Origin of the sequence: Pseudomonas taiwanensis DSM 21245, assembly GCF_000425785.1 — a bacterium.
GTDB lineage: Bacteria > Pseudomonadota > Gammaproteobacteria > Pseudomonadales > Pseudomonadaceae > Aquipseudomonas > Aquipseudomonas taiwanensis.
Map to the genome: position 1 here is coordinate 1 of NZ_AUEC01000059.1, position 2206 is coordinate 2206.

2 protein-coding genes and 1 pseudogene are annotated in these 2206 nt (G+C 52.3%); all 3 read left to right on the top strand.

Annotated elements, in window-relative coordinates:
• On the top strand, positions 1–508 hold a 508-nt coding region (locus H620_RS25945), incomplete at its 5' end, for an RHS repeat-associated core domain-containing protein (protein ID WP_162144462.1).
• Entirely contained in the window at positions 505–858 is a 354-nt protein-coding gene (locus tag H620_RS0118785) for a hypothetical protein (protein ID WP_027907862.1), read from the top strand. The genes H620_RS25945 and H620_RS0118785, both read left to right, overlap by 4 nt.
• A gap of 418 nt (positions 859–1276) precedes the next feature.
• Positions 1277–2206: pseudogene (locus H620_RS0118795) on the top strand (IS5 family transposase); the annotation flags it as partial.

Below are 2206 nucleotides of genomic sequence, written 5' to 3' on the forward strand. Positions count from 1 at the left end.
GTACCACGATCATGAGACCGGGCTGCATTACAACCGGTATCGGTACTATGATCCGAGGGTTGGGCGGTTTGTGAGCCAGGACCCGATCAGTTACTTTGGCGGGCTTAATCTCTATCGCTATGTGCCGAACCCGGTTGGCTGGATTGATCCATGGGGCCTAGCTAGGATAAAAAATGCTGTTGACGGGGATCGACGTCACCAGCAATTTAACGAAACAATTAGGAAAAAACACCCGAATGCGACTATTCAGAGCGAGTGTTATCTCCGGGATGAAAAAGGCAAATCTGTTAGAGATCCAATAACTGAAGAGCGTCGCCGTGTTGACACTGCTGTGATAGAAAATGGTCAGGCCACAACCTATGAGGTCACTAGTTTGACGGCGGATAAGACGGAGCAGATACAGAAAGAGCTGAACATTAGGCTTGAAGGTGGTACTTATATCAGGGACAGGAGTACCAAGAAGCTTATTCCTGTTGTCGGAGAGTCTGAGATTGTGAGGTTGCCATGACAGAAGTTAAGAATCATGTTGTTTGGAGCGCGCCAGGTAAGCTAATTTCTGCTTACAAGCTGCTGGATGAGAATGGGGATCTAGTAGCTGACTTGGAATCTCAAGTTATAGTAAAAAGAGCGGAGGTAGCAAAATACGATTTTTTCTTTCGAAAGGGTCTCTTGCTGGTGAATCCATTTGATCAAGACGGAGAGCTGATTGAAAGGGACTATCGAGTAAGTGATTTCTCTGAAACGGGGTACGAACTGTGCAGGAAGAAAGTCCCCGCTTGGCTGAAAGGGAAAGGGTCGAAAAAAAATCCACCTGATGTGTCTCTATTGGAGAGAGCCCTCGTGGAAATAACTAAGTAGTAAAGAGCTTTGAAGGCCGTGCAATGAACCGTTTATTGGCTCATGGCAGTTGTCATGTGGTTGCCCTAATCACTCCAATGTGTCTGGGTGAACAATACGGTTGGGAACAAGGGCCAACTGCGAGTGAGATAAGTCGCCGTAGCACCTCTGAAAACCATATTGTCTTTCTGCGATGGGGCAGCAGTGGTGACGTCTCCTCGAACAGCGGGTATGAGCCTGTGGCCGACGCTGCTCCTAATGCACCAGGAACAGCGTTACAGCTCCAAGATGTTCCGGGGAATCGTTGATAATGGTGTGCATCGGGCACCTTTAAGATGGTGTAGACAAAATAAAGTAAACTGCTTGTTCTTTACCTGCACAGCTTTGCACCATGCCTAAAACCGGACGCCCACCCGTAATCGCCGCAGAACATTAGCCTCTGCTGACCAGACTCGCTCATGCACAGCCCTATTCCAGTCAAGCCGAACTGGCGCAAGCATTCCATGCTGAAACGGGCATCACCGCGCATCCCGATACCTTTGCAAAAGCGTTGAAACTGGCCGGGATCGTTCGAGTAAAGGAACGTGCCAAAGGTAGCTTCCAGTCTCCCGGGCCTCGTAAGTCTTATGGCTACACCGAGGCACACCGGCGTCAGTTGCCAGAGCAACGCTACCCCAGTTGTCTGACTGATGCAGAATGGGCGCTGGTCGCTGATTTGTTTGAAGTCTCGGGAGGTCGCGGCGTACCGCCTCGCCACTCCCGACGCACTCTTTTGGAAGCTTGCTGTTATGTCGTGCGCACGGGGTGCTCGTGGCGAATGCTGCCTCGCGAGTTTCCCCATTGGGACAATGTCTATAAAACCTTTCGGCGGTGGAGCGCTCAGGGCAAGTTTGAGCAAATGCACGACCGGCTCCGTGCCCAATGGCGAGAGCGGGTGGATCGTGATGAACGGCCGTCAGCCGCTGTTCTGGACTCCCAATCAACGCGCAGCTCTCCCCAAGGCGGTGAAAGCGGTTACGACGCAGGCAAAAAGGTAAAAGGACGTAAGCGAAGCCTCATCGTAGATACCTTGGGCCTGCTTTTGGCCGTGAGCATCAGCGCAGCCAGCGTGCAGGATCGAGATGCGGCAGACGATGCCGTGACCTCCTCGATGGACAAGTACCCGTCATTAAATACCCTGTTCGTCGACAGTGCCTACGCTGGAAAGTGGGCCCAGCGTATGCAACATACTCATTCGCTCGAGATCCAGTGATACGAGGGCCGAACAATCGCCGCACCGGGAAATGGCATTCAGAGCAAGGCGATTTGTTCACGGCGGCGCCGGTTGCGAGCGGCTTTGTGGTCATGCCCAAGCGCTGGGTGGTGGAAC

Bases quoted from the DNA above. Each gene is read 5' to 3' on its own strand.
- H620_RS0118785 (WP_027907862.1), top strand. From the start codon at position 505: ATGACAGAAGTTAAGAATCATGTTGTTTGGAGCGCGCCAGGTAAGCTA.